Origin of the sequence: Streptomyces sp. NPDC096310 (assembly GCF_044763125.1) — a bacterium.
Lineage (GTDB): Bacteria > Actinomycetota > Actinomycetes > Streptomycetales > Streptomycetaceae > Streptomyces.
In genome coordinates this window covers 237,783-263,481 of record NZ_JBIWFO010000003.1, presented here as the reverse complement: position 1 = coordinate 263,481, position 25,699 = coordinate 237,783, and the positions used below count along the sequence as shown (strand labels likewise).

Below are 25,699 nucleotides of genomic sequence, written 5' to 3'. Positions count from 1 at the left end.
GTCACCGGGAGCTGCACCATGTCCGAAACCTTCCCGCCGGGCTTTCTCTGGGGCACCGCCACCGCCGCGTACCAGATCGAGGGCGCGCCCCAGGAGAACGGCCGTACGCCCTCCATCTGGGACGTCTTCAGCCATACGCCCGGCAAGACGTGGAACGGCGACACCGGCGACGTCGCCGTCGACCACTTCCACCGCCGGGCCGAGGACGTCCGGCTGATGGCGGACCTCGGCGTGAACGCGTACCGCTTCTCGGTCTCCTGGCCGCGTGTGCAGCCCACCGGGCGCGGGCCGGCCGTCCAGCGCGGTCTGGACTTCTACCGTGAGCTGGTCGACGATCTGCTCGCCCATGGCATCGAGCCGGTCCTCACCCTCTACCACTGGGACCTCCCGCAGGAGCTGGAGGCGGCGGGCGGCTGGCCGGAGCGTGAGACGGCGTACCGGTTCGCGGAGTACGCGCGGTACGTCGGCGAGGCGCTGGGCGACCGGGTGGAGCGCTGGACGACCCTCAACGAGCCCTGGTGCAGCGCCTTCCTCGGCTACGCCTCCGGGGTGCACGCCCCGGGCCGTACGGACCCGGTGGCCGCCCTGCGCGCGGCCCACCACCTCAACCTCGGCCACGGTCTGGCCACGCAGGCGCTGCGCTCCGTGCTGCCGGCGCGGGCGCAGGTCTCGGTGAGCCTCAACCCGTCGTGCGTACGGGCCAGGACGCAGGCGCCCGAGGATCTGAACGCCCGGCGCCGGATCGACGCCCTCGCCAACCGGATCTTCACCGGGCCGATGCTCGCGGGCGCGTACCCGGACGACCTCTTCGCCGATACGGCCCGGCTCACCGACTGGTCCTTCGTCCACGCGGGCGACGCGGCGGTGGCCCGTCAGCCGCTGGACTCGCTGGGCGTCAACTACTACCAGCCCGCCGTCGTCTCGGCCGCGGCGGAGGCCGGCGCGGAGCGGCACGACGGTCACGGCGAGAGCGACCACTCCCCCTGGCCCGGCGGGGACGACATCGCCTTCCACCAGCCGCCCGGCGAACTGACCGGGATGGGCTGGACGGTGGATCCGAACGGGCTGTACGACCTGCTGATGCGCTACTCGCGCGAGGCTCCGGGGCTGCCGCTGATGGTCACGGAGAACGGCGCGGCGTACGAGGACAAGCCGGCCGCCGACGGCTCGGTCCACGACCCCGACCGGATCCGCTATCTGCACGGCCATCTGTCGGCGGTGCGGCGGGCGATCGGGGACGGGGCCGATGTACGCGGCTACTTCCTCTGGTCGCTGCTGGACAACTTCGAGTGGGCGTACGGGTACGGCAAGCGGTTCGGCGCGGTCCATGTGGACTACGAGACGCAGCGCCGTACCCCGAAGTCGAGTGCGCGGTGGTACGCGAAGGTGGCGGCGACCGGTGAGCTGCCGGAGCCACCGCTCGGCTGAGAGGGGGCCCTGGGGGGCGGGCCGGGCAGGCGGGGCGGGGGCTGTGCGCCTCTGCCCGGCCCCGGGCGGCGGACGGGGTCCGTCCGCCGGTCCCCGGGCGGCGGTTCACGCCTGCGCGCCCTCGGACGTCCGCGCTCCCCGGCCGGTCCTGCCCGGCCACCTCCCGCCGCCGCGCCACCGGCCCCGCCCGCGCAGCCGGTGGCCGCGCCGCTCGTCCGGGGAACGCCAGCCGTCGAGGCCGATCCAGATGCGTATCTCCGTACCGCCGAGCACCGAACGGCCGATCCGTACATCGCCGCCCGTCGACTCCGCGACCCGGCGCACGATGTCGAGGCCGAGGCCGGTGGAGCCCTCGCGGGCCCCGCTGTTGCCACGGGCGAGCGCGGCCTCGGGGTCGGCGATACCGGAACCGGCGTCCGAGACGAGGACGATCACCGCGTCCTCGCCGTTGTGCACGTCGACCGAGAAGGCGGTGCCCTCCGGGGTGTGCCGGAAGACATTGCCGAGCAACGCGTCGAGCGCGGCGGCCAGTTCGGTCCTGACGACCGGGGCGCGCACCGGGCGGCCGATCCCGGCGACCCGTACCGTACGGTCCTCGTCCTCCGCCAGCGCGGACCAGAAGTCCATGCGCTCCCGGACCACTTCGGAGATGTCGCATCCGCCGGCCGGTCCGGCGGCGACCGTCTGCGGCTTGGACTCACGGGCGGTGCGGATGATCGTGTCGACCTCGCGTTCCAACTGCTCGACGGCCGACCGGGTCTGGTCGGCGGCCGGGGACTCGCCGAGCGAGGCGGCGTTGAGACGGAGCACGGTGAGCGGGGTACGGAGCCGGTGCGAGAGGTCGGCGGCGAGTTCGCGTTCGTTGGCGAGGAGCTGGACGACTTGGTCGGCCATGGAGTTGAACGCGACGGCTGCGGAGTGGAGTTCGGCCGGACCCTCCTCGGGGACGCGGGCGCCGAGCTTGCCCTCGCCGAGGGCGCCGGCGGCGCCCGCGAGGCGCCGCGCGGGTTCGACCATCCGTACGCCGAGCCGGTCCGCGACGGCGACCGAGCCGACGATCAGGGCGAGGCCGACGCCCGCGAGGACCAGCCAGGCGGTGGTGACGCCGTTGGTGACCTCGTCCTCGGGGACGTAGATCTCGACGATCGCGATCCGGCCCGAGCCGAGGGCGGTCGGCTGGAGCAGTACGGAGCCGCCCGCCACCTCGGCCGTGGCGGCACGCGGGGTACGCCGTACGGTCTCCAGGTCCGCCGGGCCTGCCCGGCGGGTGCCGATCTCCACGGCCGCCTCCTCCGCCCCCGCGGCCGGGACGTGCACGGCCATCCGCCCGTCGGCGCCCGCCTGCGTGGAGGCGACGGCACGCTCCAGTTCGGCGCGGTCGGTGGTGATGGAGAGGGTGGGTCCCATGGCGGCGGCCTGCCGCTCGGCGTTGGTGAAGGCGCGGTCCCTGGCCATCTCCTTGATGACCAGGCCGAGCGGGAACGCGAAGGCGACGACGACCATCACGGTGACGGCCAGGGACACCTTGATCAGGGCCCATCTCACGGCCGTGACTCCCCGCCCCGGTCGACGCGGGACTCCACCGGCGGCTCCAGTTTCACGCCGACGCCGCGCAGGGTGTGCAGATAGCGGGGCCTGGCCGCCGTCTCACCCAGTTTCCGCCGCAGCCAGGAGAGATGGACGTCGATGGTCTGGTCGTCGCCGTAACTCTGCTGCCAGACCTCGGCGAGCAGTTCCTTGCGCGGTACGACGACCCCGGGGCGCCCGGCGAGGAAGGTCAGCAGATCGAACTCGCGGCGGGTGAGGTCCAGCAGCGTACCGTCCAACTCGGCCTGGCGGCGCAGCGGATCGATGGCGAGCCCGCCCACCCGCAGCACGTTCGGGGCGGGTGCCTCGCCCCCGGCGGCGCGGGAGCGGCGCAGGACGGCGGCGATCCTGGCCGAGAGGTGCGCCACGGAGAACGGCTTGGTGAGGTAGTCGTCGGCGCCGTCGTTGAGCAGCCGGACGATCTCGGCCTCGTCGTCCCGCGCGGTCGCGATGATCACCGGTACGTCGGTGATGCCGCGCAGCATCTTCAGCGCCTCGGAGCCGTCGAGGTCGGGCAGTCCGAGGTCGAGGATGACCACGTCGAACCGGAAATGGGCCACTTCACGCAGCGCCTCCAGGGCGGTGCCGACGCTCCGTACGGTGTGGGAAGCCTCGGTCAGGTGCCTGATGAGTGCGGAGCGTACGAACTGGTCGTCCTCGACCACGAGCACACTGGGCATGGGCGGCACCGTACGCCATCGGGGACTCGCGGGGAGACGGGTCCACGGGGCCGGGCGCCGCACCGGGACGACCCGGGGGACAGCGGTGACGTACGTGGTGCACTATGGCCCCGATGCGCAGAGGACTCGTACACACGATCGCCTGGCTCCTCGCCACCGGCGCGGCGACCACGCTGACCTGGTGGGGCGTCCACACCGTCATGGCCGGGACGGCGTACGACCCGCCGCGCGCGCTCCCGCTGCCGGTGAACGCCGCCGAGGAGGTCTCGGCCGCCTCGCGTGCGCCGCTGGACTCCTCGACGCGGCGGCCCCGCAGCCCGTCCGCGCCGGCGCCGACGTCCCCGTCCCCGGCGCCGGAGGCTCCACAGGGCGGTCCCGCCGCCTCGCCGTCCACGCCCAAGGGCCCGGGGCCCGGGGCGGTTCCGGTGCCGTCACCGTCCCCGTCGGCCCCGTCGGGGTCCGGCTCCGGTGGCCGGGTGGAGAGCTACGCGGTCGACGGTGGCCGGGTCGTCCTGGAACTGGGCTCCGCGTCGGCCGAGTTGGTCTCGGCGACGCCGGACGCGGGCTGGCAGGTGCAGGTGTGGACGGAGGAGTACTGGATCCGGGTGACGTTCACGCGGGACGGCCGGGAGGTCTCGGTCTTCTGTACGTGGCACGACAGTCCGCCGAGGGTGGAGTTCGACGACCGCTGACGGTCCTCTGACGGTCCTCTCGCGGCGAGGGCCCGGTGAGCGGCCGGTGAGGGCCCGGCGAGGGGCTTCACTCCGTGAACGTCCCCGGCGGCGGCAGCGGTGACGCCTTCGCACCCGCGTCCGTCACGACGGCCGCCCCGCCGCTGAAGTCGGCCAGCGCGCGCCCGTGTTCGACGCGTCCGGGATGCGGGTCGCTCGCGACCCTGCGGGTCAGTTCCGCCACGGGCAGTTCCCGGTCCGAGGCGAGCAGGACGGCGTTGCCGAAGCGGCGGCCGCGCAGCACGGCCGGGTCGGCGGCGAGCGCCAGCCGCTCGAACGCGCCCGCGGCGGTGGCGATCTGGCCCCGCAGATGGGTGAGCGGCGGGCCGTCCGCGATGTTCGCGGCGTACCAGCCGTCCGGCTTCAGGGCCCGCCGTACGCCGGTCAGGAACTCGGCGCTGGTGAGATGGGCGGGGGTGCGCGTCCCGCCGAACACATCGGCGATCACCAGGTCCGCCCAGCCGTCGGGCACCTTGGCGAGCGCGGCGCGGGCGTCGGTGGCGCGGACCCGGATCCGGGCGGTGGGGTCCAGCGGCAGGTGTTTCCGTACGAACTGGACGAGGGCCGCGTCCACTTCGGCGATCTGCTGGGTGGAGCGGGGCCGGGTGGCGGCGGTGTAGCGCGCGAGGGTGAAGGCGCCACCGCCGAGGTGCACGACATGCAGCGGCCGCTGGGCGGGGGCCACCAGGTCGATGATGTGGCCGAGCCTGCGCTGGTACGCGAAGGAGAGATGCGCGGGGTCGTCGAGGTCGACATGGGACTGCGGGGCACCGTCGATCAGCAGCGTCCAGGCGCGGGCGCGCTCGCGGTCGGGGGTCAGCTCGGCGACACCGGCGTCGACACTCTCGACGACGGCGTCCGCCCGGTCCCGCCTGCCGCGTGCCACGCCCCCATTGTCGCGTAGCCGGGTGCGGGGCGTTGACCCGGGCCCGCGCCGGAGCCGAAGCTCCCCGCGTCCGGGAGGGCCGCCCGGTCAGGAGCAGCGGTCAGGAGCAGCGGTCCGCGGCCTCGATCAGCCGGGCCGCCTCCCCCAGCGCCGCCCGCAGCACCACCGGGTCCGTGACGGGCCCCGTCACATCGGGCGGCAGCAGCCAGCCCGATCCGGTGACCGGCGGCTCCGAGGGGATCCGCAGGCCCCGGCCGTACGTCTGCGTACAGGCGCTGCCCGGCAGGTCCCAGCCGGCCGCCGTACCGGGCGGCACGAGGAAGCCGAGCGTGTCGCAGGCACCGTCGTGCAGCACCGGCCCGACCCGGGGGGCGCCCGCCGGGGCCGCGCCTCGCCGCAGGATGTCCACCGCCTCCAGCCCCTGGCGCGCCGGGACGGTCACCAGGTCGGGCGCCTCCCCGGTGTCGTCGGGGCGTGCGCTGGACTCCTGGTGATGTGCGTGCTGAGCAGTCGTGCGTGAGCCACCGCTGGTCTCCATACCGACCTTCCACTCCCACTCCAACAAGGCAAGCCCTCCTCGTCGAACGCAGACACGTTGAGCGTCTCCTTCAGGTTCAACGCGACGCGGTGTCAACGGCTACGGCGAAACGCCGCCGCAAAGGATGGCAGTTCATGGCGGATCGTGGGCGAGAAATCCGATTTGTAGGCAAACTCTGTGTATAAGCACCGTCACGGACGGTACGTTCGTGCTCTGCCGGGATCCCCGGCCGCACACCGGCCGGGGGCCGGTCGTATTCGGCTGTACGTGAGGCTGTGTTCCGGCTGTACATCGGCTGCACCAGGAGGGGCTCGGCCATGACGTCGTCCCGGGCAGTTCCCAATCCCGCCTTCCGCCGGCTGCGCGGACAGCGCTCGCCGGGGGAGTTCGCCGCCGCCGTGCGCAGGGCCGCACGGGAGATCGGTGAACATGTCGCGTGCGACGCACGTTATATCGGACGGGTGGAGGCCGGCGAGATCCGCTGCCCCAACTACGCGTACGAACGGGTCTTCCTGCACATGTTCCCGGGGCTGACGCTGCGGGACCTGGGCTTCTCGGCACGCGAGGACGTACGCGGCCGGGCGGCGCGGGTCACGGCCCAGCGCCGCCCGCCGGCCGTCCCCTCCCCCACCCCCACCCCGAGACCCGCACCGGCCTGGACCCCCGTGTCCACGGCCCCGACGAACCACCCCAGCGACACCAGCGAGGAGAGCGACGTGCTGCGTCGCGCATTCATGACGACCGGCCCCGCCACGGTGATGGCCGCCTCCCTCGGGCTCGGCGAGGCGCCCGCGGCCTCCGTCCCCGCCCCCCGGCGGGTCGGCGAGGCCGAGGTGCACGCCGTCGAGGAGGCCGTACGGCGGATCCGGCTGCTCGACGACCGGCACGGCGCCGACGGCCTCTACCGGAGCGCCGCCCAGCCGCTGCGCGCCGCGTACACCCTGCTCGACGCGGGCACGACGACCCGGCGCGCCACCGCCCACCGGCTCTACGCGGGCGCGGGCGAGCTGTCGATCTCGGTGGGCTGGCTCGCCCATGACTCCGGCCGCTTCGACGAGGCGCGTTCGCACTACGCGGAGGCGCTGGCCACGGCACGGATCGCGGGCGATCACGCCCTGGAGGCGCACGCCTTCTGCAACACGTCGTTCCTGGCCAGGGACGCGGGCCAGTACCGGGAGGCGGTACGCGCCGCGCAGGCGGGCCGGCGGGCGGCGGCGCGGCTCTCCTCGCGGCGGCTGCTGTCGCTGCTCGCGCTGCGGGAGGCGGGCGGCCGGGCGTGGCTCGGGGACCGTACGGGGTGCGAGCAGGCGCTGTCGCAGGCCCACGGCTACTTCGAGCGCGGGCCCTCGGACTCCGACCCGGAGTGGATGTCGTTCTTCGGCGAGCCGGAGCTGGAGGCGCAGGAGGCGCTGTGCCACGCGGCGCTGGGCGACTGGGCGCGGGCCGCGCGCCACGCGTACCGCGCGACGGTCCTTCAGCAGCCGCACTTCGCCCGCAACCTCGCCCTCTACCGCGCGGAGCTGGCCACGGACCTGGCCCGCGCGGGCGCGCCGGACGAGGCGGCGGCGGCCGGGCACCAGGTGCTCGACCTGCTGGACGACGTCCAGTCGTCGCGCATCCTGACGAAGCTGGCCGCGACGGCGCGGGTGCTGCTGCCGCACCGGCGGCTGCCCGAGGTGGGCGCGTTCCTGGAGCGCCACGCGACGCTCAAGGCGCGCGCGTAGTCCACCGCGCGAGGGGACTACGCGCGGGGCGGTGCCGGGCGGGCCCCGGTCACGCCACGAGGTGGCCCGTGTCGTTCCAGACCTGGATCGCGGGCAGGTCGTACGCCCAGCTCAGCACCGAGAGCGAGGTCGGGTCGAGCCGGATGCGGGCCGCGAACGCGATGTCCTCGCCCAGCCAGCGCGCCCCGATGGCGCGCAGGATGTGGCCGTGCGCGAAGACCAGGACGTCGCGGTCGGCCGAGCGGGCCCACTCGACGACCTCGTCCGCGCGGGCGGCGACCTGCGCCAGGGTCTCGCCGTCCGGGACTCCGTCGCGCCATATCAGCCACTCCGGGCGGTCGGCCTTGATCTGCGCCGGGGTCATCCCCTCGTACGCGCCGTAGTCGAACTCCATCAGCGCGTCCCAGGGTTCGGCGCGCTCCCCGAACCCCGCCAGCTCGCAGGTCTCGCTCGCGCGGGCCAGCGGGCTGGTGCGTATCTCCACGTCCGCCAGCCCCGACCAGGGCTCGCGGTGCAGCCGTTCGCCGAGCAGCTTGGCGCCCCTGCGGCCCTCTTCGAGCAGGGGGACGTCCGTCCGGCCCGTGTGTTGTCCGGACAGCGACCAGGCGGTCTGGCCGTGCCGGGCGAGCAGGATGCGCGGTGCCATGGAAATGCTCCCTGAGATTCACATTGGTGCCGTTCCATCATCGCGCACCTGAACGAACGGCGACTTCCAGGGGGCAACCTCCCGACGCGTACCGGCGTCCCACACTCCGTCGGAGTGCGGTTGTCGAACAGGGATTCCCGGGTACACCCGGCCGAAGGCGTCCACCGCCTACACCGTACGGTTGAACGTCGGCCGAAAGCCGCATGAAAACATGATGGAGACCGCCCGGATGCCGTACCGCGCCAGCGCCCGTGCCGCCCGTGCCGACCGTGGGGACACCGGAGCGACGCACCGCCCGCGCCCCCGGCCCCGCTGGTGGGCCGAGCCGGCCCTCCTCGCCGTGGTCTACGCCGCGTACTCGGCGGGCCGGCTGCTGGCGCGCGGCGACGTGTCGACGGCGGTCGACCACGGACTGGCGATCCTCCGGGTGGAGAAGGCGCTCCTCCTCAACGCCGAGCACCCCCTCAACCGCCTCTTCACCAGCACCCCGGCGATCGGGATACCCGCCGACTTCGCCTATGCCTCGCTGCACTACCTGGTGACCCCGGCGGTCCTCGTCTGGCTCTTCCGCCGCCGCCCGGCCCGCTACCGGGCCGCCCGCACCTGGCTGATGGTCTCCACCCTCCTCGGACTGGTCGGCTTCACGCTCCTGCCGACCTGCCCGCCCCGGCTGCTGGACGCGGGGTACGGCTTCGTCGACACCATGGCGCAGTACAGCTCGTACGGCTGGTGGGGCACGGAGGCCAGCGCGCCGCGCGGACTGGGCGGGATGACCAACCAGTACGCGGCGATGCCGAGCCTCCATGTGGGGTGGGCGCTGTGGTGCGGGGTGCTGCTGTGGAAGCACGCGCGCACGCCGCTGGTGCGGTGGCTGGGGCTCGCCTATCCGCTGGTGATCACCGTGGTGGTGATGGGCACGGCCAACCACTACTTCCTGGACGCGGTCGCGGGCGCCGCGGTGATGGGCGCGGGTGCGCTGCTGACGGGTCCTGTGACGCGCGCCGTGGAGCGCGTACGGATCCGGCTGACGCCGGGCACCGCTCCCCACCTGCCGCAACCGCCCCGGACGGCCGCCCTGTCCCAGGTGTCGCCCCCGGCCCCTTCGGCCCGCCCGGCCCCGATTGTCAGCGGTGGATGCGAGACTTCGGCGGGTGAGCGATTCCCTGGGCAGCGGACCCGCAGCAGCACCAGCACCTCCTCCGCAGACGACACTCCGGCGACGGCTCGCTGAGCTGCGCGGCCCCACCGTCGCGCCGCATCCGCTCGACGCCCGCGCGCTGGCCGCCCTCGCGGCCAACCCCGGCTGCCGGCGCCGTGCGCTGCTCGACGGCGCGGGCGTCGACAAGGCCGCGCTCGCGACGGCACTGGGCTCGCCCGCGCCGTTCGGGCAGTCGCAGTTCGCGTTCATGCGCGGCAACGCCTTCGAGGCCAAGGTCAAGGCCGACGGCGGTACGGAGCTGATGCGGCTGGTCGCGGAGCGCCTCGGCGGCTCGGCGCCGCCACCGGGCGCGGGCGAGGTCTTCGTACCTGACCTGTCGGCGGCCGGTCCCGAGGGCCGTGTGGCGCGTACGGCGCTGGCGCTGCGCGAGGCGACGGAGGCGGCGGGGTGGGCGCTGCTGGACCATCCGCTGCTGGCGCTGGAGGTCGCGGGCTCCCCCGCCTATCTGGAGCCGGACGCGGTGGTGGTGCGGCCCGACGGCCGGTGGACGGTCGTGGAGATCAAGTCCTTCCCGATGATCGACGGTTCGGCGGACGCCGCCAAGGTCGGCGCGGCGGCCCGCCAGGCGGCGGTGTACGCGCTCGCGCTGGAACGGGTCGCGCGGGTCACCGAGGGCGCCGAGGTGAGCCACCGGGTGCTGCTGGTGTGCCCGAAGGACTTCTCGAACCTGCCGACGGCGTCCGTGGTCGACGTACGCAAACAGCTCTCGGTGACGCGCCGGCAGCTCGCACGGCTCACCCGGATCGAGGAGATCGCGCGGGCGCTTCCCGAAGGCACCACCTTCGATGTGGAGCGCTGCTCGGGCGAGGAGCTGACGACCGCCGTCGAAGCGGTCTCCGCCGCGTACGCCCCCGACTGCCTGGCCGCCTGCGAGCTGGCCTTCCACTGCCGCTCGGCGGCGCGCGCGGACGGCGCGGTGGAGGCGCTGGGCCGTGGTGTACGGGGGGAGCTGGGCGGCCTGACGACGGTTCCCGCCGTGCTGGCGGCGGCGCGCGGGGAGGCGGGCGACCCGGCGGACCCGACGGTCGCGACGCTCCGGCGGGCGGCGGCGCTGCGGGCGCAGGCCCTGGCGGAGGGGCGGCGCCGCGCGGCCGGTGCCCGCACCGAGGAGGCCGTATGTCGCTGATCAGTACGCTCGCGCGGCTGGAGGCCACGGCGACCGGGCGCGCCCAGCCGCTGACGACCGTGCGGCACCGCCGGATCTCCGACCGGCCGCTCGTACTCGTCCCGCTCACCACGGCGGGCGAGGCGGGCGCGCCGCTCGGCGCGCTCGTCGGGACGGACCGGGACGCGCCCCGGCTGCTGACGGTGGCGCAGCCGCGCGACCGCGATCTGCGGTTCGCGTTCCTCGGCGAGCTGGCCGAGACGGTCCTGCCGTACCTGGACGGGTACGCCGATGTGATCGAGCCGGCCGAGCGCAACGAGACGGACCCGGAGACCGGGAAGCGGGTCAAGGTCGAGGTCGAGCTGTGCGTGGACGCGCCGCAGGTGATCGTGCCGAACCGGCCGGGTGTCGACTTCGTCCGGCTGCTGGGCCGGTCGATGCGGTTCCGGCGGACGGCGGAGGACGACCCGGACGCGCCCTACCCGGCGCCGCCGCGGGTGCCGTTGCTCGGTCGCTGGCTGACGCATTACGGCGAGCGGGCCCGTGTTCCCGGCTCCTCGCTGCTGCTCGCGACGACCGATCTGCTGAACCGCCACTGGGCGACGGGCCAGTCCAACCTGGAGGACCAGCACCTGGGCGCGCTGCTCGCCTGGCTCGATCCGCCGGACGGCACGCCGGGCGCGGAGGCGGCGCTGGGGGCGGAGCTGGCGCGGGACGGGGAGGGGCAGTTGGTGTGCCCGCCGGCCGGCCCGGCGACGGACCCGGCGTTCGACAACACGCTGCTGGCACCCGCGATCGAGGCGTACGACCGGGCGCGCGGCGCGCTCGCGGCGGCGCAGGACGGGCCGGGCGCCGAGGAGCAGTTGGCCCGGCTGACCGCGGCCGAGCGGCGGATCCGCGCACTGCTGGAGTCCGTGACGCGGCCCACGTGGGACGCGGTCTGGCACGGTCTGGACCTGCTGCGCGCGCTGCCGGAGGGCGAGCGCGTCGGCGACCGCTGGACGCGTGACCGCTGGTCCTTCACCGGCCACCGCGACCGGGTGCGCGCCGGGGAGCCGCCGCAGCCGCGCAGGGACGACGCGGTGACGGCGGCCCAGAAGCTCGCCTCGCGGGAGACGGCCCAAGGCCAACTGGAGGCGCAGGAGGCCCTGGACGACCCGCTGGTGCTGGCCGGGCGGCGGCTCGCCGGGGAGGCGTTCCTCGGGGAGGTGACGGAGGTGGTGATGGCGTACAGCGAGAGCAAGCGGCCGAGCCCGCGCCCCCTGGTCACGGTCCGCACCGAGGACCGTCCGCAGCTCGGCGCGGGGGTGAAGGTGTTCCGCTCGCTGGACGGCAAACCGCAGACGGCGGAGTTCGTACGGTACGAGGAGTTCGTGCCGTACGGGGAGGGCGACGCGGCGGAAGGCCCGGCGGAGGCCGGCGGCGGCGTGCTGGTGGTGCGGCTGACCGACCGCATGGGCCGGAGCAAGGAGCCCGCGCCGGGCTCCGTACCGGCCAAGGGCGACCGGATCGCGTGGACGCTCTTCGAGCACGACCAGCGCGGCGGGCCCAAGCTGCCGGACCCGGAGCACACGCCGTGGACGCACGGCGGCCCGCCGGCGGGCCCGGAGGCGCCCCTCGACGGCACGCTCCCCGCGCCGGTGCCGGATCCGGTGACCGAGGAGGACTTCCTGTGAGCCCCGTCCCGGCCGGGTGGCACGGGGCCCGTGGCCCCGCGGCCCGCCGCCGGCACGGCTTTCCCCTGTGGCGCCGGCCCCGGTCCCACGCCCTGTCCCGGTCCCACGCCCTGTCCCGATCCCGTAGCCGGTCCTGCGCCCGGTTCCGTACCCGATCTCCGGAGTGCCGTCGATGAACCAGCCCACCGTCCTGGACCCGGGCGCGGCCGCGACCCGGGCCACCGACGCGATTCTGCGCGACACGCTGCACGGCGCGCACCGCGGTGTCGTCGTCGACTCCCCGCCCGGCGCGGGCAAGTCGACGCTCGTGGTGCGGGCCGCGCTGGAACTGGCCGCGGCGGGGCGCCCGCTGATGGTCGTCGCGCAGACGAACGCTCAGGTGGACGATCTGGTCGTGCGGCTCGCCGAGAAGGAGCCTGAGCTGCCCGTCGGCCGGCTGCACAGCAACGACCCGGACCCGTACGACAAGACGCTGGACGGGCTGGACAACGTACGGAAGTCCGCGAAGGCCGCCGACCTGGCCGGTCTGGACATCGTCATCTCGACGGCCGCGAAGTGGGCGCATGTCCAGGGCGTCGAGCCCTGGCGGCACGCGATCGTCGACGAGGCGTACCAGATGCGTTCGGACGCGCTGCTCGCCGTCGCCGGGCTCTTCGAGCACGCACTGTTCGTCGGGGACCCCGGCCAGCTCGACCCGTTCAGCGTGGTGGGCGCGGACCAGTGGGCCGGGCTCTCGTACGACCCGTCGGCGAGCGCCGTCTCCACGCTCCTGGCGCACAATCCCGAGCTGCCCCAGCACCGGCTGCCGGTCTCGTGGCGGCTGCCTGCCTCGGCGGCGCCGCTGGTCTCGGACGCGTTCTACCCGTACACCCCGTTCCGCAGCGGTACGGACCACGGCGACCGGCGGCTCGCGTTCGGCGTCGCGTCCGACGGGTCGGGGCCCGACCGGGTGCTGGACGAGGCCGCCGCGTCCGGGTGGGGGCTGCTGGAGCTGCCCGCGCGGCGCACGCCCCGTACGGACCCCGAGGCGGTACGGGCGGTGGCGCTGGTGGTGCGCAGGCTGCTCGACCGGGGCGCGGCGGCCACCAGTGAGCGCGCTCCGGGGCCGGTGCCGGTGACGGCGGACCGGATCGCGGTCGGCACGGCCCACCGCGACCAGGCGGCGGCGATCCGCGCTGCGCTGGCGGAGCTGGGGGTGAGCGGCGTCGCCGTGGACACGGCGAACCGGCTCCAGGGGCGTGAGTTCGATGTCACGGTCGTCCTGCACCCGCTCTCGGGCCGCCCCGACGCCACCGCCTTCCATCTGGAGACGGGCCGGCTCTGTGTCCTGGCCTCCCGCCACCGGCACGCCTGCGTCGTGGTCTGCCGGGCGGGCGTGGCGGAGCTGCTGGACGAGCACCCGTCCACCGAGCCGGTCCAGCTCGGGGTGACGGTGAAATTCCCGGACGGCTGGGAAGCCATGCAGTCGACCTGGGCGCAGTGGTCGAACCACCGGGTCCCGTGGCGCCCCTGACGCCGGCGCCGAAGCGACGGTCGCCCGAGGCCCCCTTGCGGCAGGCGGGACAATGGACGGTGGCCCGAGGGCCCGGTACACGCACGAGCAGGAGGAGACACATGGCGGATCCCGAGCGGAGCGAGCGGCGGCTGCGGCCGGCGCCGTTGCTCTTCGAGCCGTCCGAGGCGGCCGCCGACCCCGAGCACTTCTTCGCGCTCGAATCGATCGAGGACCCCGCCGAGCTGCTCGCCCGGGCGACCGAGCTGGCCTTGGCGTTCCGGGCGGCGACGGACCGGGCGGTGGAGTTCCAGGCGGTCGCCGCCGCGCAGCTCGCCGACCCGCGCCGCTTCGACCGGCTGACGACGGCGGCCATCGCCGAGCGCGCGGAGTGGACCGAGGACTACGCGAAGAAGATGGTCGAGTTCGGCAGGGGCCTGCTGGCCGGGGACGTACAGCCGGGGCAGTGACCCGGCCGGGGCAGTGACCCGGCCGGGGCAGCGACGGGGCCGGGGCAGCGAGGCCCGGGCAGCGACCGGGGTCCACGGCATATGCCCGGCGGGCAGGTTACGCCCCTCTGCGGCGCCCTGTCCCGATTTCCGTGAACTCTGGGGAACCGAATCGTTACTCCCGGTAGATCTGTCTGCCATGAGTGCATGGCTACGAGATGAATCCCCGGCACGGCCCCTGAGCCCCGGAGCGAGCGACGACGAGCGACGCACCGACATCTTCGCCCTCTTCCACGACGAGGACCGCCACGAGACCGCCCAGGTGACCCCGGCCGGTGCGGACTGGCTCGCCTCCGCGGGCCTCTACCCCCGGTCCACCCTGTCCCTGTGGGCGGCCCGCCCGACCGCCCCCGGCGTGCTGCCCTGCGGCTCGGCCTTCGACGTGGTGAGCGCGCCTTCCATGTTCGGGCGGCGCATGCTCGACCGGCTGTGGTGCGACGGCCCCGGCTCGGGGCCGGTCGCCGCGCACCGGGGCCGCACGCTGCTGTTCGCGGCGCCGGGCACCGCCCAGCGGCTGCCGTCCCTGCTCGCCTGGGAGGAGTGGGGCCGCCGGGAGCCCGACGGGCGGGTCGCCGCGCCGCCGCCGCTGCTCTGCCACGGCGCGGGCGACGCCGTGACCGTACCGCCGCTCTCCCCCGGCGCCCGGTCCGGACCGCGCTGGGTGGTCGCGCCCGACACCCGCCATCCGTGGCTGCCGGGCCCCGACGTCCTGCTGTGGGCGTGCGTCCGGGCGGCCCGTACGGCGGCGCGCACGGCCCTCGGCCGCCTGGTCTGACCTCCGCGAACGCCTCCGCACGATCGATTTTTCTTCGCGCCGATCCGGGTGCTAAGGTCTACGACGTCAGCAGGCGCCGCTAGCTCAGTTGGTTAGAGCAGCTGACTCTTAATCAGCGGGTCCGGGGTTCGAGTCCCTGGCGGCGCACCGACGGGAAAGGCCCCTCGCTCCGGCGAGGGGCCTTTTCGTATGCCGTCATCCGCCCGGTATGCCGTCATCCGCCCGGTGTGATCTTGACGGTGAAGGCGCCTGAGGACGTACGGTCGGCCACCTGCACCTGGGTCCGCTCCCCCGGCACCGTGAACGTCTCGCCGACCTCCAGCGGCGCGTCCGCGAGCGGCGGGTAGACCGACCGCTCCCAGCAGGCCTCGCTGCCCGGGTGTGTGTCCACCACCTCGACCGGGCCGCCGCCCGACGCCTTCCCGCTCCGTACCCGGTAGATCAGCACCCCCTCCGTACAGGTGTGCAGGTCGTTGCCGGTGGCGGCGCGCGCCTCGATCGCCAGGGCCGAGTCCGTACCGGTCCGCACCACCGCGAGCCGGGTGCCCGCGCCGGCGCCGAAGGAGGGCTCGGCGGCGACCGGGTCGAGGGTGAGCAGGGTCGTACCGGTGGGTGAGACACAGCTCACCTGCCGCCGGTCCAGCCAGCCCAGCTTCCACTTGTGCCAGGCGAAGAAGTCCGGTGCCAGCCCGAACTGGCTGCCCATCACGTCCCAGTCACCCACATAGGTGTCCCAGTCGCCCTTGTCGTTCGTCGGCCGGTGGTAAAGGTCCGCCAGGTCGAAGACATGGCCGGTCTCGTGGGCCAGCACGTTGCGGTCGGGGGGATGCCGCTCGAAGACGGTGACGACGCGCTTGATGTCCGTGCCGTCGGCGCGCATCGGCCGGTCGAAGTTGACCACCTTCGTGGCGTCGGAGTCGACGCCCGGCGCGTCGGGGTCGGCGACGAGATAGACCACGTCGTAGCGGGAGAAGTCGACCTCCGGGTCGGCGGCTGCGAGCGCGTCCCGCAGATAGGCGGTGCGCCGCGCCGGCTCCCAGTCGCGCCGTATCCCGTACGAGGTGGAGGGGCGCGGCATGGCGAACCAGCGGAGCTGCGGGTGCGGGCGGAGCGTGAACCTGCCGTACGAGGCCCGCTCGTAGAACCGGCTGGTGGCCGGGAAGTGGTCGGCCACCAGCGCGTCGGGAGTGGCGAGCGGCCGGGAGTCCGGGAAGGAGAGAAAGATCATGACCGCGTCGAGGGAGCGGGCGGGGCGCGGATAGGCGTCGTTCCAGGTGTCCAGGCCGAGGGAGTGGTGCGCGGCGGTACGGGGCAGGGCGCACGGCCCCTGCGCGGTCGCGGTCGCGGCGGGCCCGGTCACCAGGGAGGTGGCGGCGACCGCCATGAGCGAGGTGAAGGCCGCAGCGGCCCTGCGCAGCCGGGGCCTTTCGACTGCCTCGGGTGGCTGCGGACGCTCCACATCGACCTCCGGCTGCGGATGGGGGACACGGCGGGTGGGGCAGGCGGCGACGCGGGGACACGTCGCACTCCACCTTGTGATGGTTTGCCGGGGTACGCCCTGTTGGGCTGCCCCACGCGGGTGAGCGCGGCCCGACACCCCGGGCGCGGCGGCGAAGTCACCACCCGTCACCATCGGGTGGCCCGGTGCCACAGCCGTGCAGAAACGATCGCTCGATCGTGCGGGAACGCCTCTTCGGGGCCGCCTCCGGTACGGGGGAGCTGGAATGGCCACCCGGCCTACCTCTATGATCGGCACACTTTCTCTGGCTGACCCGTCTCCACCACCCCCCTGTACAACACGACTGCACCGCGGGAGCGAGCCGTGAGCGGAACCCCCGAAGGGCCGCGCCCAGCGGCGGTCGCGGCGGCAGGCGGAGGCCATCCGCCGAACACGGAGCGTGCGGACCGTTCGGCGCGCGCGGACCCCGCGGAACGCGCGGACCCCGCAGGGCGCGCGGAACCTACGGAGCGTCAGACCATGGGCCGAGCCCTCCCGGACGACGACACCGAGCGGCACGACAGGACCACCGCCGAGCAGACCGAGCGCACCGAGCAGCGCGCGCCGCACCGGACGAGTGACGCGCGCGACTACCGGGCCGCGTTCCATGTCTCCCGGCTCGCCATGGCACTGCTCGACCGCGAGGGCACCGTCCTCGACGCCAACGACTCGTTCGGCGCGCTCCTCGGCACCGGGACCGACGCGCTGGCCGACCAGGCCGCCGCCGACCTCCTCGACCTGGCGTCGGACGCCCGTACCTGGCACGCCTACCGCGAGGCCCTCAACAGCCTGCGCGCCCGTTTCCGCTGCACCCGCCGGCTCAAGCACCCCGACGGGCGGACCCTGTGGGCCGAGGTCACGGTGGCGCCCGTACCGGACACCGAGCGCGTGCTGCTGTCCGTCACGGACATCAGCGACCGGCGCGAACTCCAGGCCCGGCTGCGCCATCTCCAGCAGCACGACCCGGTGACCCGGCTGCCCAACCGCACGCTCTTCTTCGAACGGCTGGCTGCGGCGCTGGAGGCGTCGGCCTACGGCGCCGGTCCGTTCGAGAGCGGGACGTACGGCAGCAGGACGTACACCACGGGTGCGGCGGCGTACGGCACGGGCGTCGCCTACGGCGTATCGGCCGCGTACTCCGCGCGCGGCCACGACCGGGGCGCCGGAAACGGGAGAGGGGATGGCAGAACAGGGCGGATCGGTCTCTGCTACCTCGACCTCGACGGTTTCAAGGCGGTCAACGACACCCTCGGCCACCGCACCGGCGACCGGCTGCTGGCCGCCGTCGCCGGCCGGCTCACCGAGTGCGCCGACCACGGCGGCTACACGCGCAGCGGCGGCCACCTCGTGGCCCGGCTCGGCGGCGACGAGTTCGCGATCCTCGTCGAGGACTCCACCGGTACGGAACAGCTCGCCGATCTCGCCCGTTCCGTGCTCGCCGCTCTCCAGCGCCCCTTCGACCTCGCCGGGCAGCGGCTCTCGGTGTCGGCGTCGATCGGGGTCGTGGAGCGCGCCGCGGAAGGCACCACCCCGACCGGTCTGATGCAGGCCGCCGACACCACGCTGTACTGGGCGAAGGCCGACGGCAAGGCCCGCTGGACCCTCTTCGACCCGGAGCGCAACGCCCACCGCATGACCCGGCAGGCGCTCACCTCGGCGCTGCGCCCGGCCGTCGAGCGCGAGGAGTTCGTCCTCCAGTACCAGCCGCTGGTGGGGATGGCCGACGGGATCGTCCGGGGTGTGGAGGCGCTGGTCCGCTGGAACCACCCGCAGTTCGGGACCCTGTCGCCGAATCGGTTCATCGGTATCGCCGAGGAGGACGGCTCGATCGTGCAGCTCGGCGGCTGGGTGCTCCGCACGGCCTGCCGCCAGGCGCGGCGCTGGCAGCTCGACCACCCGCACGCCCAGCCGCTGTTCGTCAGCGTCAATGTGGCCGTACGCCAGGTATGGGACTCCGATCTGGTGGGGGACGTGGCCGAGATCCTGGCGGAGACCGGGCTCTCGCCGCACCTGCTGCAACTGGAGCTGACGGAGTCCGCGGTGATGGGCTCGGCGGGCCGCCCCCTCCAGGCGCTCCAGGCGCTGAGCGACATGGGCGTGCGGATCGCGATCGACGACTTCGGCACGGGCTACTCCAATCTCGCCTATCTGAGCAGGCTGCCGGTCTCGGTCCTCAAGCTGGACGGTTCCTTCGTACGGGGGTTCCGGTACGACGAGGGCGTGCATCCGAGTCCGGCGGACGAGACGATCGTCGAGGCACTGATCCAGCTCGCACACCGGCTGGGGCTGACGGTCACGGCGGAGTGCGTGGAGACCTCGGGGCAGGCGGCGCGGCTCCAGCGGATCGGCTGCGACACGGGACAGGGGTGGCTGTTCTCCCGTCCCGTGGCGCCGGAACGGATCGCGGAGATGATCGCGGCGGTGAGCCCGAACGGCGTGTGACGGGCGTGGAGGTCCGTGCGGCGGGTCCGCGCGGGGTCCGGTCCGTGCGGCCCGGGGTGGTCCGTCCGGGTCCGTCCCGTCAGCTCGTCAGGGCCGCCGCTGTTCGCTCAGCCATCCGCCCCTGTTCGGCGTCGCGCCGTACCGGGGTGTAGGACCAGACCAGCCGCAGCCGCCGGTCCAGGGTTCCGAACGCGCCGGAGTGGCTCCCCGCCGGATCCGGGCAGCCCCTGGCCCGACCCCGAGGTTCCGCTCAGCACCCCCCAGGTGACACCCCTGAGACACCGCGCTGCCTCCGCTGCCGCCGGGCCCGTTGATGCCCCCGGGACCCGGGCAGCGGGCTCAGGCCGACCCCGGCAGGCCGTACCCGTCGGCGATCAGTTCGTAGCTGCGCAGCCGCGCCTCGCCGCCATGCGCATTGGCCGTGATCATCAACTCATCGGCGCCCGTACGCTTCTGAAGGTCGTTCAGCCCGTCCACCACGGCCTCCTTCGTGCCGTGCACGATGTTGGTGAGCCAGCCGTTGACGAACTCCTCCTCCATCGGGCTGAACCGGTACGCCTCGGCCTCCTCCGGCGTCGGGACGAGCCCCGGCCGGCCGGTCCGCAGCCGCACCATCGAGAGCGCGCCGGTCAGCACCTGGCGGCGGGCCTCGCGCTCGTCGTCGCTCGCCAGGGCCGCGACGCCGATCAGGGCGTACGGCGCGTCGAGCACGGCGGACGGCTTGAACGACTCGCGGTAGAGATCGAGCGCCGGGATGGTGTTCTGCGCCGAGAAGTGGTGGGCGAACGCGAACGGGAGGCCCAGCATCCCGGCGAGCCGGGCGCTGAAGCCCGACGATCCGAGCAGCCAGATCGGCGGGCGGCCCGACGGTCCCTGGACCGGCCCCGGCACGGCGTGGATACGGGAGTACGGGTGGCCGTCGGGGAAGTCGTCGTCCAGGAACCGGGTCAGCTCGGCGAGCTGCTGCGGGAAGTCGTCGGCGCCCTCGTTCAGCCGGTCGGAGCGGCGCAGCGCGGCGGCCGTCGCGCCGTCGGTGCCGGGCGCGCGGCCCAGGCCGAGGTCGACGCGGCCCGGGGCCAGCGCCTCCAGCGTGCCGAACTGCTCCGCGATCACCAGCGGCGCGTGGTTGGGCAGCATGACGCCGCCCGAGCCGAGCCTGACGCGCTCGGTGTGGGCGGCGAGGTGCGCGAGGATCACGGCGGGCGAGGTGGACGCGACGCCCGGCATGGAGTGGTGCTCCGCGACCCAGTGCCGGTGGAAGCCCCGGCGTTCGGCGAGCCGCGCCAGCGCCACGCTCGTACGGAGCGCTTCGGTGGCGGTGGAGCCGCTGCCCACAGTGACCAGGTCCAGCACGGAGAGCGGGACGGGTGCGGTGCCCCGTACGGCGCCCCGGACCGGATCGGTGGCGTCCCCGACCTGGTCGGTGGCGCCTCCGACCGGATCGGGGCCGGCGGTTGACCGGCCCGTCTCCGTCGTGCCGGTCTCCCGGCCCGCCCCTGTCGCGCCTCGATCCGTAACGCCTCGGCTCGCCTCGTCCACCGCTCAGACCCTCCTGCGTGTGCGTCAACGTGAAGTCACTGCTGCACGAACAACAGGAGGGTATCTCCGTTTATTCCCGCGCCGGTACGCGGCGGCGGCAGGGCGGCCCCCCGGCTACGGCCGACTCGCGAAGAGCGTGCCCAGCTTCGGCGCCCACGCCGTGCGCTCCGCCAGCCGCAGCCCTTCCCAGACGCTGACCTGGTTCGCCGTGAGCACCGGTTTGCCGAGCGCCTCCTCCAGCTCCGGCAGATACGCCGCCGTGTGCAGCGCCGTGTCCGGGAGGAGGACGACCTCCGCGTCCGGATGGTCGCCCGCGCGGGCCAGCGCCAGCACCTCGTCCCGCTCCCATGTGCCGACCTCGGCGGCCGTGATGATTCCGCTCGCACGATCGGCCACCACCTCGATGCCCGCCGATTTGAGGAAGACCCCGAAGTACTCGGTGACGTCCTGCGGATAGGTCGCCGCGACGGCGACCCGTTCCGCGCCCAGCGCCCGTACGGCGTGGGCGAACGCGAACGACGTGCTCGACGCCGGCAGCCCGGCCGCCAGGGCCAGGGCGCGCGTCTGTTCGTGCGCGCCGTCCCATCCGTAGACGAAGCTGCCGCTGGTGCAGGCCCACACCACGGACTCGGCCCCGGCCAGCCGCAGCTCCTCGACCCCGGCCGCCAGCCGCTCCCCCGCACCCATCTCCAGCAGCGCGTCGACGCGGTGGGCGTCCTCCCCGATGTCGGTGTGGACGACCGGCAGTCTGATGTCGCTCGCGAACAACATCTCGATGCGCGGGTAGTCGTCCTCGGCGGAGTGGCCGGGGTAGAGGAATCCGACGGTGGTCATGTCCATCCTTCCGTATCGTCCGGCAGGGGCGGCGGGACGGGCCCGCCGGGGCCGGCCGGTGCGCCGGGTGACGCCGGGGCGACCGATTCCACCGGAGGAACCGACTCCGCCACGGACGGGCCCTCAGCGGGCGAGCCGGGCGCGGGGACCGGCGCCGCCGGCCGGGCCGGCATCCCCGGAGAGATCGGAGTGACCGGCGCGATCGGCGGGACCGCCGGAATCGGAATCGATGTCATCGGCGTGATCGGCGTGATCGGTGCGATCGGCACGATCGTCGTCATCGGCGGAGCCGCCCGTTCCGGCGGCGGGTCGAGCAGCAGCGCCTGGTACGGGCCGACCGCGTGGGCGCCGAGCCTGCGCAGCGCGGCCCACATGGTGACCTGGTTGGCGGAGAGCACCGGCATGCCCAGTTCGGCCTCCAACTGCGGAATCACGTCGTACGTCGGCAGATTCGTGCAACTGATGAACAGCGCGTCGGCCGCTCCGACGACTGCCTGTCGCGCCATGTCCATGACCGACCGGTACGGAACCTTCCAGATGTCCCGCGTCAGCCCGAGAAAAGCGCGACCCGTAACGCCTACCCCCACCTCCGCCAGATACTCCTCCAGCGACCGCGTGACGGACTCCGTATAGGGCGTGACCAGCGCGATCCTGCCCACGCCCAGATCTTCCAGGGCCTCGACGAGGGCGCCGGTGGTGGTGAGCGACGGCACCTCCGCGGCCCTGGTCATCGCCTCGCACATGGCCCGCTCCCCGGCCGGGCCACCGACGAAACTGCCCGACGTGCAGGCGTACGCGATGACCTCGGGCTCGGAGACGCCGAGCGCCCGGACCGCCTCCCCCAGAGTCTCGTGCTCGCTGACCAGCCTGGCCAGGTCGAGGGAGACCTCGACCGGCACATAAGGCGTCCTGGTCAGACGCAACGAGATGTTGTCGGGCACCCACCGCCACAGTTCGCGATCGAGTGCGAAATCGAACGGAGCGACCACTCCCACACCACGCTGTGGCTGTGGTCCGCCCAGAAAGGAGACATCCATTGCCGGCCCCCTTGCTCACGCCCGCGCTGACGAGGTTCAGCTCTTGTTGACGACGGTAGGAGCGGGATGCGAGCGTGGTCAATCGGTACATCTCAGACGTTGCACGGAATTTTCCAGCGGGAAACTCCGCTCGGCCCCCACCCGGCACCCGCCGGGTGTATCGGCCCCGGCAGAAGGGCTGCTCCCCATGCCCCCACCCACCCTCCTCGTCCTGACGGCGGACCCGCCGCCGCGCCTCGGCCGGCTCACCGGACACGCCAGAATCGTGTCGGTCGACGCGGACGGTCTCGCCGCGCAACTCCCACTCGCCGACGCCCTGCTGGTCTGGGACTTCACCTCGGACGCGGTACGGGACTCCTGGCCCCGGACGGGCCCGCGGCCCCGCTGGGTGCACACCGCGAGCGCGGGAGTGGACCGGCTGCTCTTCCCCGGACTGGTCGCCTCCGAGACGGTCGTCACCAACGCGCGAGGCATCTTCGAGGAGCCGATCGCCGAGTACGTGGCGGGACTCGTACTGGCCATGGCCAAGGATCTGCCCGGCACGCTGGAGCTCCAGAGCCGGCGCCGCTGGCACCACCGCGAGGGGCTGCGCGTCGCCGGGAGCCGGGCCGTCGTGGTCGGCGCGGGCCCGATCGGCCGGGCCGTCGCCCACACGCTGCGGGCGCTGGGCGTGACGGTGGCCGTCACGGGCCGGACGGCGCGCCCCGGTGTGCACGGCGCCGACCAGCTCGACCGGCTGCTGACCCGGGCGGACTGGGTGATCGGCGCCGCGCCCCTGACGGACGCGACGCGCGGCATGTTCGACGCCCGGCTGTTCGGTCTGATGCAGCCGTCCGCGCGGTTCATCAATGTGGGCCGGGGGCAGCTCGTCGTCGAGGACGATCTCGTCGCCGCGGTCTCCAAGCGGTGGATCGCGGGCGCGGCGCTCGACGTCTTCCAGCGGGAGCCGCTGGACCCCGGCAGTCCGCTGTGGGACGTCCCCGGGCTGATCGTCTCCCCGCACATGAGCGGCGACACGGTCGGCTGGCGGGACCGGCTGGGCGCGCAGTTCGTCGAGCTGTACGAACTGTGGGTGGCTGGAAAGCCTCTTCCCAACGTGGTGGACAAGAAACGTGGGTACGTCCCCATGCATGACTGATCGCATCGGAGGCCACATGACGAACCGCGGCACCAGGGATCACACGGCTACGGATCACTCCGTCCTCACCGACCTCACCGCACACGCGTTGCTGGCGGGCTACGCGCGGCGCGACTTCTCCCCCGTCGACGTGACCCGCGCCGTACTGGACCGGATCGAGGCGGTGCAGCCACTGGTCAACGCGTTCGTACGGGTGGACTCCGAGGCGGCGCTCGCCCAGGCGGCGGCCTCGGCCGAGCGCTGGCGGCGGCAGGAGCCGCAGGGGCTGCTCGACGGGGTTCCGGTCTCGGTGAAGGACATGTTCCTCCAGCGCGGCGGGCCCACCCTGCGCGGCTCCCTGGCGGTGCGGCCGGGCGGCGTGTGGGACGAGGACGCCCCGGCGGTCGCTCGGCTGCGGGAGCACGGCGCGGTCCTCGTCGGGAAGACGACCACCCCCGAGTTCGGCTGGAAGGGCGTCACGGACTCCCCGCTGAACGGGGTGACCCGTAACCCGTACGACCTCTCCCGCACCTCCGGCGGGTCGAGCGGCGGCAGCGGAGCGGCGGTGGCGCTGGGCGCGGCGCCGCTCTCGCTCGGTACGGACGGCGGCGGCTCGGTCCGTATCCCGGCGTCCTTCTGCGGGATCTTCGGCCTCAAACCGACGTACGGGCGCGTACCGCTCTATCCGTCGAGCCCCTTCGGCACGCTGGCGCACGCCGGGCCCATGAGCCGGGACGCGGCGGACGCGGCCCTGCTGCTGGACGTGATCAGCGGCGCGGACTGGCGGGACTGGTCGCAGCTCGCCCCGGCGCCGGCCGCGCGCGACGCGCTGCCGGCGGGCGCCGACGGGGTGAAGGGGCTGCGCATCGCGTACTCGCCGTCCTTCGGCGGGCAGGTCGCGGTGCGTCCGGCGGTGGCGTCGGCCGTACGGGCGGCGGTGAGCAGGCTCGCGGAGCTGGGCGCGTACATCGAGGAGGCCGATCCGGACATCAGCGATCCGGTGGAGGCGTTCCACACCCTGTGGTTCACGGGGGCGGCGCGGCTGGTGGCCCCGTTCGGGAAGAAGCAGCGCGAAGGGCTCGACCCGGGGCTGCGGGAGATCGTCGCGATCGGTGAGCGACGGAGCGCGCTGGACTACCTGGCGGCGGTGGACGCGCGGATGGAGCTGGGGCGGCGGTTGGGCCGGTTCCACACCTCGTACGACCTGCTGGTCACGCCGACGCTGCCGATCACCGCGTTCGAGGCGGGAGTGGAGACCCCGAAGGGCTCGGGGCAGCGGCGCTGGACGGCGTGGACGCCGTTCACGTACCCGTTCAACCTGACGCAGCAGCCCGCGGCAACGGTGCCGTGCGGGGTGGACGCGGACGGGCTGCCGATCGGGGTGCAGATCGTCGCGGCGCGCCACGCGGACGAGCTGGTGCTGCGCGCGGCACACGCGCTGTACGCGTCGGGCGCGGCCCGGATCCCGGCGCCCGCCGGAGCCTGAGCACCACGCGGGTGCGCCCCGGCGCCTGACCACGGCGGCCGGGCGCCGGGGCGCGCACCCGGAGCCCACGCCCCCAGGGGCCCACGCCCCGCGCCCACACCCCGCGCCCCGGGGGCCCCGGCGCCCTTGACGCCCCGGCCCCCGGCCGGGGGCCTACTCGCGCCGGAAGCTGAGCGTCTCGCCGATGGCCCCCGCCCGCCAGAGGTCCTGGCAGGCGTCGGCCATCCGGTCCAAGCCGTCGACCACCGTGCCCCAGACGATGCCGGGGATCCATCCCATGTCGCCGTTGATCAGCAGGTTGTTGCGCTCGTAGAAGAGGGCGAGGTCCACGACCGTGCGGCGGCCCGCGGTGGCCTTCTCGTCGTATCCGTACGACGACGTGCCCAGCTCCGTGTCGGAGAAGGTGAAGTAGCACAGATCCCCGGGGATCGGGGTCACGGTCGGATTTTCGAGGGGTGGCTCCTCGGCGGCGAAGGCCGGAAACAGCGCGTAGATCTCGTTGCGCGCGTACTTGGCGTGGTACACGTCCGAGCCCAGCGGCAGCGCCTCCCACACCGCCGCGCAGGTGACCGGGGCCCGGTCGTCCAGCAGTTTCGCGGTGCAGTGCACGCCGCGCTTGTCCAATGACACGGTGACGAATCGATCGGTCATGCCTTCATCGTCCTCGTCCGGTCCTCCGAGTCAAGGCCACACCGGATGTCCAAGATCGGCTCAAATTGATATGCATAACCCGGATGGACCCGGGTAGCC

21 protein-coding genes, 1 tRNA gene and 1 pseudogene are annotated in these 25,699 nt (G+C 73.9%); 13 read left to right on the top strand and 10 right to left on the bottom strand.

The window, feature by feature from the left end; translation table 11 throughout:
- The first annotated feature begins 18 nt into the window (after nucleotides 1–18).
- Entirely contained in the window at nucleotides 19–1,428 is a 1,410-nt protein-coding gene (locus tag ACIQ7D_RS09490) for a GH1 family beta-glucosidase (RefSeq protein ID WP_403935514.1), read from the top strand.
- A 105-nt stretch (nucleotides 1,429–1,533) separates the two neighbouring features.
- Here ACIQ7D_RS09490 and ACIQ7D_RS09485 read toward each other — a convergent pair whose 3' ends face one another.
- Nucleotides 1,534–2,973 (bottom strand): ATP-binding protein, encoded by a 1,440-nt coding sequence (locus ACIQ7D_RS09485; protein ID WP_403935512.1) that lies wholly within the window; start codon nucleotides 2,971–2,973, stop codon nucleotides 1,534–1,536.
- Complete coding sequence (locus ACIQ7D_RS09480; protein WP_403935510.1) at nucleotides 2,970–3,695, bottom strand: response regulator transcription factor; 726 nt, start codon at nucleotides 3,693–3,695, stop codon at nucleotides 2,970–2,972. The genes ACIQ7D_RS09485 and ACIQ7D_RS09480 overlap by 4 nt, the downstream gene beginning before the upstream one ends.
- 113 nt (nucleotides 3,696–3,808) lie before the next feature.
- Between ACIQ7D_RS09480 and ACIQ7D_RS09475 the strand changes: the two genes are divergently transcribed.
- Nucleotides 3,809–4,387, top strand: coding sequence for a hypothetical protein (locus ACIQ7D_RS09475; protein WP_403935508.1), 579 nt, complete (start codon nucleotides 3,809–3,811; stop codon nucleotides 4,385–4,387).
- A 67-nt stretch (nucleotides 4,388–4,454) separates the two neighbouring features.
- On the opposite strand, the gene ACIQ7D_RS09470 is transcribed toward ACIQ7D_RS09475, so the two are convergent.
- Nucleotides 4,455–5,312 (bottom strand): spermidine synthase, encoded by an 858-nt coding sequence (locus ACIQ7D_RS09470; protein ID WP_403935506.1) that lies wholly within the window; start codon nucleotides 5,310–5,312, stop codon nucleotides 4,455–4,457.
- Nucleotides 5,313–5,412: 100 nt separating this feature from the next.
- On the bottom strand, nucleotides 5,413–5,850 hold the full coding sequence (locus ACIQ7D_RS09465; RefSeq protein WP_403936076.1) for a hypothetical protein: 438 nt from the start codon (nucleotides 5,848–5,850) through the stop codon (nucleotides 5,413–5,415).
- A 317-nt stretch (nucleotides 5,851–6,167) separates the two neighbouring features.
- Here ACIQ7D_RS09465 and ACIQ7D_RS09460 point away from each other — a divergent pair, with 317 nt between their 5' ends.
- On the top strand, nucleotides 6,168–7,574 hold the full coding sequence (locus tag ACIQ7D_RS09460; protein WP_403935504.1) for a tetratricopeptide repeat protein: 1,407 nt from the start codon (nucleotides 6,168–6,170) through the stop codon (nucleotides 7,572–7,574).
- Between the two features lie 49 nt (nucleotides 7,575–7,623).
- Here ACIQ7D_RS09460 and ACIQ7D_RS09455 read toward each other — a convergent pair whose 3' ends face one another.
- Nucleotides 7,624–8,220: a histidine phosphatase family protein gene (locus ACIQ7D_RS09455; protein ID WP_403935502.1), complete on the bottom strand. Its 597-nt coding sequence runs from the start codon at nucleotides 8,218–8,220 to the stop codon at nucleotides 7,624–7,626.
- A 214-nt stretch (nucleotides 8,221–8,434) separates the two neighbouring features.
- Between ACIQ7D_RS09455 and ACIQ7D_RS09450 the strand changes: the two genes are divergently transcribed.
- The 7 genes and pseudogenes from ACIQ7D_RS09450 (at nucleotide 8,435) to ACIQ7D_RS09420 (ending at nucleotide 15,143) form a co-directional block, all read left to right on the top strand.
- Nucleotides 8,435–9,451 carry a phosphatase PAP2 family protein gene (locus tag ACIQ7D_RS09450; RefSeq protein WP_403936074.1) on the top strand — a complete coding sequence of 339 codons (1,017 nt, stop codon included), beginning with the start codon at nucleotides 8,435–8,437 and terminating at the stop codon, nucleotides 9,449–9,451.
- Nucleotides 9,372–10,565, top strand: coding sequence for a hypothetical protein (locus ACIQ7D_RS09445; protein WP_403935500.1), 1,194 nt, complete (start codon nucleotides 9,372–9,374; stop codon nucleotides 10,563–10,565). The genes ACIQ7D_RS09450 and ACIQ7D_RS09445 overlap by 80 nt, the downstream gene beginning before the upstream one ends.
- On the top strand, nucleotides 10,556–12,220 hold the full coding sequence (locus ACIQ7D_RS09440) for a hypothetical protein (RefSeq protein ID WP_403935498.1): 1,665 nt from the start codon (nucleotides 10,556–10,558) through the stop codon (nucleotides 12,218–12,220). Before ACIQ7D_RS09445 ends, ACIQ7D_RS09440 begins: the two co-directional genes overlap by 10 nt.
- Before the next feature lie 172 nt (nucleotides 12,221–12,392).
- Nucleotides 12,393–13,733 (top strand): AAA domain-containing protein, encoded by a 1,341-nt coding sequence (locus tag ACIQ7D_RS09435; protein ID WP_403935496.1) that lies wholly within the window; start codon nucleotides 12,393–12,395, stop codon nucleotides 13,731–13,733.
- Between the two features lie 101 nt (nucleotides 13,734–13,834).
- On the top strand, nucleotides 13,835–14,182 hold the full coding sequence (locus ACIQ7D_RS09430; RefSeq protein WP_403935494.1) for a hypothetical protein: 348 nt from the start codon (nucleotides 13,835–13,837) through the stop codon (nucleotides 14,180–14,182).
- Nucleotides 14,183–14,360: 178 nt separating this feature from the next.
- Nucleotides 14,361–15,079, top strand: a pseudogene (locus ACIQ7D_RS09425) (hypothetical protein).
- Nucleotides 15,070–15,143: transfer RNA gene (locus tag ACIQ7D_RS09420), tRNA-Lys, on the top strand. The pseudogene ACIQ7D_RS09425 and the gene ACIQ7D_RS09420 overlap by 10 nt, the downstream one beginning before the upstream one ends.
- Before the next feature lie 67 nt (nucleotides 15,144–15,210).
- Here the strand turns inward: ACIQ7D_RS09420 and ACIQ7D_RS09415 are convergent.
- Nucleotides 15,211–16,455 (bottom strand): M6 family metalloprotease domain-containing protein, encoded by a 1,245-nt coding sequence (locus ACIQ7D_RS09415; protein ID WP_403935492.1) that lies wholly within the window; start codon nucleotides 16,453–16,455, stop codon nucleotides 15,211–15,213.
- A 519-nt stretch (nucleotides 16,456–16,974) separates the two neighbouring features.
- Between ACIQ7D_RS09415 and ACIQ7D_RS09410 the strand changes: the two genes are divergently transcribed.
- Complete coding sequence (locus ACIQ7D_RS09410; RefSeq protein WP_403935490.1) at nucleotides 16,975–18,936, top strand: putative bifunctional diguanylate cyclase/phosphodiesterase; 1,962 nt, start codon at nucleotides 16,975–16,977, stop codon at nucleotides 18,934–18,936.
- Between the two features lie 339 nt (nucleotides 18,937–19,275).
- Here ACIQ7D_RS09410 and ACIQ7D_RS09405 read toward each other — a convergent pair whose 3' ends face one another.
- The 3 genes from ACIQ7D_RS09405 to ACIQ7D_RS09395 form a co-directional block, all read right to left on the bottom strand.
- Nucleotides 19,276–20,289, bottom strand: a complete 1,014-nt coding sequence (locus ACIQ7D_RS09405; protein ID WP_403936072.1) for an LLM class flavin-dependent oxidoreductase — start codon at nucleotides 20,287–20,289, stop codon at nucleotides 19,276–19,278.
- Between the two features lie 300 nt (nucleotides 20,290–20,589).
- Complete coding sequence (locus ACIQ7D_RS09400; protein ID WP_403935488.1) at nucleotides 20,590–21,309, bottom strand: decarboxylase; 720 nt, start codon at nucleotides 21,307–21,309, stop codon at nucleotides 20,590–20,592.
- A complete protein-coding gene (locus ACIQ7D_RS09395) occupies nucleotides 21,306–22,346 on the bottom strand; it encodes a decarboxylase (protein ID WP_403935486.1) in 1,041 nt (346 codons plus the stop codon). The genes ACIQ7D_RS09400 and ACIQ7D_RS09395 overlap by 4 nt, the downstream gene beginning before the upstream one ends.
- A 187-nt stretch (nucleotides 22,347–22,533) precedes the next feature.
- On the opposite strand from ACIQ7D_RS09395, the gene ACIQ7D_RS09390 reads away from it, so the two are divergent.
- Nucleotides 22,534–23,484: a D-2-hydroxyacid dehydrogenase gene (locus ACIQ7D_RS09390; RefSeq protein WP_403935484.1), complete on the top strand. Its 951-nt coding sequence runs from the start codon at nucleotides 22,534–22,536 to the stop codon at nucleotides 23,482–23,484.
- A gap of 16 nt (nucleotides 23,485–23,500) precedes the next feature.
- Nucleotides 23,501–24,949 carry an amidase gene (locus ACIQ7D_RS09385; protein WP_403936070.1) on the top strand — a complete coding sequence of 483 codons (1,449 nt, stop codon included), beginning with the start codon at nucleotides 23,501–23,503 and terminating at the stop codon, nucleotides 24,947–24,949.
- 153 nt (nucleotides 24,950–25,102) lie between these two features.
- On the opposite strand, the gene ACIQ7D_RS09380 is transcribed toward ACIQ7D_RS09385, so the two are convergent.
- Nucleotides 25,103–25,600 (bottom strand): DUF3830 family protein, encoded by a 498-nt coding sequence (locus ACIQ7D_RS09380; protein ID WP_402046940.1) that lies wholly within the window; start codon nucleotides 25,598–25,600, stop codon nucleotides 25,103–25,105.
- Nucleotides 25,601–25,699: the final 99 nt, after the last annotated feature.